At 52.8% G+C, this 6813-nt stretch carries 7 protein-coding genes; 3 read left to right on the forward strand and 4 right to left on the reverse strand.

Going from position 1 to position 6813, the window contains the following annotated elements; all coding sequences use genetic code 11:
- The first annotated feature begins 82 nt into the window (after window positions 1–82).
- The 3 genes from hydA (at window position 83) to B2Z72_RS13075 (ending at window position 3918) form a co-directional block, all read left to right on the forward strand.
- Window positions 83–1522, forward strand: coding sequence for a dihydropyrimidinase (gene hydA, locus B2Z72_RS13065; protein ID WP_296982787.1), 1440 nt, complete (start codon window positions 83–85; stop codon window positions 1520–1522).
- A gap of 463 nt (window positions 1523–1985) precedes the next feature.
- The gene (locus tag B2Z72_RS13070; protein WP_296982788.1) at window positions 1986–2498 is read left to right on the forward strand and encodes an RNA methyltransferase; all 513 of its coding nucleotides are present in this window, start codon (window positions 1986–1988) and stop codon (window positions 2496–2498) included.
- Between the two features lie 73 nt (window positions 2499–2571).
- Window positions 2572–3918 (forward strand): APC family permease, encoded by a 1347-nt coding sequence (locus B2Z72_RS13075; RefSeq protein WP_296982789.1) that lies wholly within the window; start codon window positions 2572–2574, stop codon window positions 3916–3918.
- Between the two features lie 146 nt (window positions 3919–4064).
- On the opposite strand, the gene B2Z72_RS13080 is transcribed toward B2Z72_RS13075, so the two are convergent.
- The 4 genes from B2Z72_RS13080 to purE form a co-directional block, all read right to left on the reverse strand.
- Window positions 4065–4457: a hypothetical protein gene (locus B2Z72_RS13080; protein ID WP_296982790.1), complete on the reverse strand. Its 393-nt coding sequence runs from the start codon at window positions 4455–4457 to the stop codon at window positions 4065–4067.
- Between the two features lie 142 nt (window positions 4458–4599).
- A complete protein-coding gene (locus B2Z72_RS13085; RefSeq protein ID WP_296982791.1) occupies window positions 4600–5157 on the reverse strand; it encodes a DUF2058 domain-containing protein in 558 nt (185 codons plus the stop codon).
- A gap of 19 nt (window positions 5158–5176) precedes the next feature.
- A complete protein-coding gene (locus B2Z72_RS13090; protein ID WP_297004998.1) occupies window positions 5177–6247 on the reverse strand; it encodes a 5-(carboxyamino)imidazole ribonucleotide synthase in 1071 nt (356 codons plus the stop codon).
- 35 nt (window positions 6248–6282) lie between these two features.
- Window positions 6283–6780 carry a 5-(carboxyamino)imidazole ribonucleotide mutase gene (gene purE / locus B2Z72_RS13095; protein WP_297004999.1) on the reverse strand — a complete coding sequence of 166 codons (498 nt, stop codon included), beginning with the start codon at window positions 6778–6780 and terminating at the stop codon, window positions 6283–6285.
- Between the last annotated feature and the right edge of the window lie 33 nt (window positions 6781–6813).

The following is a 6813-nucleotide window of genomic DNA, read 5'->3' on the forward strand; positions in this document are numbered from 1 at the left end:
GTAACAGCACAGTAGCAGCTTCACTTTAACCCGGCAGAGGTTTGCCGGGTTAACCCTGAATTTATAATCGCGGAGAGAAATTATGCCGACGCTGATTAAAGGCGGAACCGTTGTCACACATGAACTGAGCTATAAAGCAGACGTGTTGTGTGATGGCGGAAAAATCGTCGCCATCGGAGATAACCTGGATATTCCTGCCGGTACTGAAATCGTTGAAGCAGACGGACAGTACGTTATGCCAGGTGGTATCGATCCACACACGCACATGAATTTCCCATTCATGGGCACCGTGACCATTGATGATTTTGAGTCCGGTACTTCTGCTGCAGTTGCCGGTGGTACCACGTCGATTATTGACTTCGTGATTCCATCACCGCAGGAACCGTTAATGGACGCCTATAAAAAATGGCGTGGCTGGGCGGAAAATTCTGTGGCGAACTACAGCTTCCACGTAGCCATCACCTGGTGGGATGACAGCGTTCATAAAGATATGGGCGATCTCGTGGAAAATTATGGCGTTAACAGCTTTAAGCACTTTATGGCGTACAAAAACTCCATTATGTGTACTGACGAAATTCTGGTGTCCAGTTTCAGCCGTTGTCTGGAACTGGGTGCAATGCCGACCGTTCATGCGGAAAACGGCGAGCTGGTTTATCACCTGCAGAACGAATTGCTGGAAAAAGGCCTGACCGGGCCGGAAGCGCATCCGATGTCACGTCCACCGATTGTGGAAAGTGAAGCGGCACACCGTGCCATCACCGTTGCTGATACTCTGGGCGCCCCGATTTATATCGTTCACGTGTCTGCTGAGCAGACGGTGGATGCTATCCGTTATGCGCAGAGCAAAGGTCAGCGTGTTTATGGCGAATGTCTGGCAGGTCACCTGGTACTGGACGACAGCGTATACCGCGACAAGGACTGGGGCGCTGCAGCAGCACACGTTATGAGCCCTCCGTTCCGTCCTAAAGGCCATCAGGAGGCTTTGTGGAACGGTTTACAGTCCGGAACTCTGCACACCACAGCAACGGACCACTGTGCCTTCTGTGCCGAGCAGAAAGCGGCTGGTAAAGATGACTTTACCAAAATTCCAAACGGTACTGCCGGTGTGGAAGAGCGTATGTCGGTGATCTGGGAGAAGGGCGTGAATTCCGGCCGTATGACGCCAAACGAATTTGTGGCCATCACCTCCACCAATGCGGCACAGATCTTTAACGTGTATCCGCGCAAAGGCACCATCGCCGTAGGTTCTGATGCCGATATCGTGGTGTGGGACCCGAATGCCAGCAAAACGCTGTCTGCCGGTACTCATAAATCAAAAATCGACTTCAATATTTTTGAAGGCATGACGGTTACCGGTATTCCGGCAGCAACGTTGGTGAACGGTAAAGTCGTGTACAAAGATGGTGAAGTGATCGGTAAAGCCGGTGATGGTGTGTACTTTAACCGTCCGGCCTATGCCAGCTATTACGATGCGGTTAAACGGAAAAATGAACTGGCCGAGCCAAAGGCCGTTGCCCGTTAATTGCTGGGGTCCGGCTGTGGCAGAGCTGCCGGATCATAACGAACTCAGTTAGCCCGCCGGGAGGGATTCCGGCATCCGCTTTTCCCTTTAACCAAGCACGGTCGAAGCCGTAGGTGCCAGCTGAGCTGTCGGTACCGGTGGTGGGAGTCTGGTTAAAGGGTTTTTTATTTTCGCTTTTGCCTTTTGTATCGGTGCCAATATTTCCATTCTGTTGGCTGCATAAAGTTTAATGGACGGACAACCTTGTGGGTGGGGTGCCGCTGTTGGGATGACTTTCGGTGCAGAAGGCCTTTTTATTTCCGTCTGTTTTATACCCGTCTGGTTGTAATCGTTATGGAGCCGCTGATCAGAGAACCGGAACGCTGTTAATCAGTGGCTGGCAATATGTCTGTCCCTTCCTTTCTGCGCAGCTGCACACCTACGTGGTAAACTGCCGGCTGTTATCCCGGATTTCAGCAATACCATGATTCATATCGCACTGATTAACCCCAAAGATGTTACTAATGTTGGTTCTGCTCTGAGAGCCATTGGCTGTTATCAGGCCGATGGGCTGTTTTATACCGGCAACCGCTATGAAACCGCGCGCCGCTATCGTACTGATACCAATGCGGCCCACGAAACCACTCATGTAGAGCATGTAGCGGCGATCCCGGAGGCCATTGCCAAACTGCCGGAATCCACCCAGGTGATTGCGGTGGAGCTGGTCGAAGGGGCAACGGCGCTGCCGGATTTTAAACATCCGCAGGATGCGCTGTACGTCTTTGGTCCGGAGGATGGCAATTTGCCGCAGCCGGTAGTGGATGTCGCCGACGAAGTGGTATACGTACCGACGGTGGGCTGCATGAATCTGGCGGCCACGGTCAACGTGGTGCTGTACGACAGAACAGCTAAGCTCGGGCTGGCAACGGATAAAAGCGCCGGTGAACTCATCCGAGCCAGTCGTGACAACAACAATCGCCTGAAAGTACGCCGCTGATTAATCGCGTCTGATATTGCCTGATCGAAGGACCCGCACACAGTCCGGAAAATGGCAGAGTGAAAGGACGCACATGAGAGTAAAGACGTTGAAAGAATCTGCTGTAGCCAAAGGATCTGAAAAAGCGCTGGGCTTACCTGAGCTGATTGCCATTGCTCTGGGCGGCATGATCGGCGGCGGTATTTTTACCATTCTCGGAATATCTGTGGCCATGATCGGCCCATACACGCCGCTGGCGATATTTGCCGGCGGTATGATTGCCGCACTGGCGGCGTATTCTTACGTGAAACTGGGTGTCTATTACCGCGATGAAGGGGCGACCTACGGCTTCTTCAAGCGCACCTTTCCGTCCTCGCCGGTGGCCGCTGCCTTAATCGGCTGGTACGTGATTTTCGGCTACATCGCGACCATTGCGCTATACGCCTATACCTTCTCCTCGTACGCGCTCAGCGGTTTTGAATGGGGCAGTAACGACGGTATCCGTAAAGCGGTAGCCTGCGGAATTATTGCCGTGTTTGCGCTGGTGAATATCTGGAGCGTTAAAGGCATGGGTAAGATCGAAGATCTGATGGTGTACACCAAGGTAGGTCTGCTGAGCATTATTGCCGTGGTGCTGCTGATGCATCGTAATACCAGCCTACCGCAGCTGTTTGCGCAGCAGGAGAGCGTGTTCTCATGGATGAATGTGCTGACCGTGGCAGCCGTGACATTTGTTGCTTATGAAGGCTTTCAGCTGGTTATTAATGCGGTTAAAGAAATGGATAACCCGGATAAAAACATTCCCCGGGCGATTTATTCTGCCATTGCGCTGGCGATTCTTATATATGTGGTGATTGCACTGGCGGCGATTCTGGCGATCCCGTTTGCCGATATTATCGCCAATGAAGAGTATGCTCTGGCGGCCGGTGCCGGCGATGTATTGGGCAGTGTGGGCAGCGATATTGTGATTCTTGGTGCTGTGCTGGCAACCAGCAGTGCGATTAACAGCACGTTGTTTGGTGCTTCCAGGCAAGTGGCAGTGATTGCCGAAGACCGCTTTTTTCCGTTGTCTCTGGCGCATCGCAGTCATAATATTCCGGTAGCCGCCATCGTGATGATGGCGCTGCTCTCCATGGTATTGATTCTGGCCGGTGGTCTGAAGGTGATACTGGAATTCGGCAGCGTGACCTTTTTACTGGTGTCACTGTTAATGGCTTATGCGAATTTCCGTATCCGCCATCTGACGCAGTCGTCACTGATTCTTACGCTCTTATCCATCGTCGGTTTAGCCGGTGGTGGGGTGCTGATTCTGAAATACGAATACAGCGATAATCCTGAGCAGATGATTTTTATGCTGGTGATTTATATCCTGCTGACCCTCGGAGCTTTAGCGTTTGCCCGCATTTCCGGCTCGAAGAAAGAAGAGCCTCAGCGTCGTTAAAGAAAGCTGGGTGAAAGACCTGGCAGAACGAATCAGAGAGTCCTTACTGTGCAGGCTGCGGGCAGTGATGACTGCCCAAAGCTGAAGCACATAACGGCCGGTCTTTATCTCTCGACCGTTATTACTCGACCGTTATTACTCGACCGTTATTGCTCAACTTCAATAATCGCCTGGGTAGCGCCTTCAATCCGCTTCATACCCATTATGGATACATCATGTCCGCCGGACGTCTCTTTAATTTGTTGCATATAACGGCTGATGTCGGCGGCGGAGTTCGCCCGCAGGGTGATGCGTATGCGCGGATCAAGCTTTTCAATATCAACCAGAATGATATCTTCCGGTGTTTCTGTGATTATCTGCTCCATCCACGCAGGCAGAGCATCAGCTGGCGCTTGCGCTGTATTGTGTAATGCAGCTGAAGTCGTGCTGATGGACTGACAGTTCTGGTCAGAATCACAGGTATTGCTGTTTGCCGTCAGCGGCAGAAGAAAAGCGGACAGCAGGAGAGAGGAGATCAGCGGTTTAAAGCAGGTTTTCATTCAATAATCCTTTATTGAAACAGAGTGAAATATCGCTAGTTGATATCGGTAGCCGATAATGGCGACAGATGATAACTCAGGTGTCAGATAGGATAAACAGACCGGGCTGCGGTAAGAACAGCAACCCGGGTGTTTATTTATATCACCACATCAGATCATCCGGGATCTGATAGGCTGCATACGGATCGTCTTCTTCCATCTCGCCGTGGGTTTTTTCGGCGATCACCATAAAGTAGTCGGCGTCACGCTGGCGGATTTTTTCCGCAACCGGCAGAGGAATGACGTCGTAGCCTTTTTGTCCCGGTACTTTATCTACCGTGATAATGGCCAGCTGGCCGCGGCTTAAACGGTCCCAGATTGCCTGGTCAACGTACAGCTGTTTCACTTTTTTACCATCGACAAACTGGTATTTAATATCCGCCTGTTCGCTGGTGATCGCATTGGTCAGAATCAGCTGGCGGATCTGCGCCTTAATGGCTTTTTTCTGCGCTTCGGTTTCTTTCTGGCGATTCAGCTCACGGTCGCGCGCTGCTTTTTCTTTGCGTGCGGCTTCCGCTTTTTCTTTTGCGCTGTCGAGATCATTATCCTGCCCGGTACGCTGCAGGTGATCCTGATGCTTCATATCTTTGGCGGCTTTTTTGGCCTTTTTCTTATCGATCAGACCGGCGGCCAGTAATTGTTCCTGAAGAGACTTTGCCATGTTGGTTTCCTTTTCTGACTCAGGCTTTCCAGACGCCGTCAGGAATTAATCCTGACAGTTCGGTAACGGTTGCATCACGCTGTTCAGTGCCGTCGGCAACTACGGTCACGTGGCCGAGCTTACGCGCCGGACGGGCTTCTTTGCCATAGGAGTGGCGGTAAGCATTGCTGATGCCTTCAGCTTTTTCCGCAGGCGTTTCGTCACTGATCACGTTGATCATGGCCACGGCATTGTATTTGGCTGTTGTGGCACCCAGTTCGCGGCCGGAGATGGCCAGCATATGATTGCGGAACTGGCTGGTTTCAGCGCCTTCAATCGACCAGTGACCGGAGTTGTGTACGCGTGGCGCCACTTCGTTGGCCACCAGGCCATCGGCGGTTTCAAACAATTCCAGAGTTATCGTGCCGACGTAGTCCAGGCTGTCAGCCAGCTGGCGGATATAATTCTGCGCCTGCTGCGCTTTGGCTTCACTCAGACCCGCACAAGGGTAGAGGGAGTAACGCAGAATGCCTTCGTGATGCACGTTTTCTGTCATCGGCCAGATGACCATATTGCCGTTTACGTCGCGGCTGGCAATCACGGAAGTTTCGCGGGTAAAGGTAACGAAAGCTTCAGCAATCAGTTCACGGTTACCGATGGCCTGCCATGCAGGTTCGGCATCAGCGGCAGAACGCAGCACAAACTGACCTTTACCGTCGTAACCTTCGGTGGTGGTTTTCAGCACGATGGGCAGGCCCAGCTGTGCAACGGCGTTTTTAACGTCTTCCAGAGAGTTAACAGCACAGAAGTCAGCGGTGGCGATACCGGCAGCACGCAGAGCGTTCTTTTCCAGTAAACGGTTCTGGAATGTTTTCAGCGCTTTCAGGCTTGGGTACAGCTTATCGGCAACGCCTTCGAGGCGGGCGACGATATGCGCCGGAATGTTTTCCGTCTCATAGGACACACGGTCAACACTGGCGATAAATGCATCCAGAGCTTCATCACTGTGATTGCGCAGATCGTACAGTGAGACTTCAAGATCTGTGAGGTCCTGAATGCTGTCCATGGCCATCTGACCAAGCTGGCCGTTACCCAGAATTCCGATTTTCATGTGCGTGTTACTCTCTTTAATACGGGTTGCTGCGCTTACAGCGCGGTGCGTGGATCTGGTTCTGACAGTACGGTGTCGGTCTGGGTCTGACGGAATTCGTCGATCTTGCTCATCAGCGCATCGTCAGCCGTGGCCAGAATCTGAGCGGCCAGCAGGCCGGCATTTTTGGCACCGGCATCGCCAATGGCCAGAGTGCCGACGGCGACACCACCGGGCATCTGTACAATCGACAGCAGGGAATCAAGGCCGCTCAGGGCACGGGATTTCACCGGAACACCAAGTACTGGTAATGAGGTTTGGGAGGCACACATGCCTGGCAGGTGTGCAGCACCGCCGGCACCGGCGATGATCACCTTGAGACCGCGCTGGCGCGCGGTGGTTGCGTATTCGTGCAGGCGGTCGGGCGTGCGGTGCGCGGAAATGATCTCCACCTCGTGGGAAATACCAAGAGCATCGAGGGTTTCGGTGGTATTGCGCATGGTCTCACAGTCGGACTGGCTGCCCATGATGATGCCGATGGCGGGGGTGGTCATGTCGGGGCTCCGTGGATTTTCCGGGGTCGGCAA

This window comes from Thalassolituus sp. UBA6592, from assembly GCF_002433655.1.
Taxonomy (GTDB): Bacteria; Pseudomonadota; Gammaproteobacteria; order Pseudomonadales; family Oceanobacteraceae; genus Venatoribacter.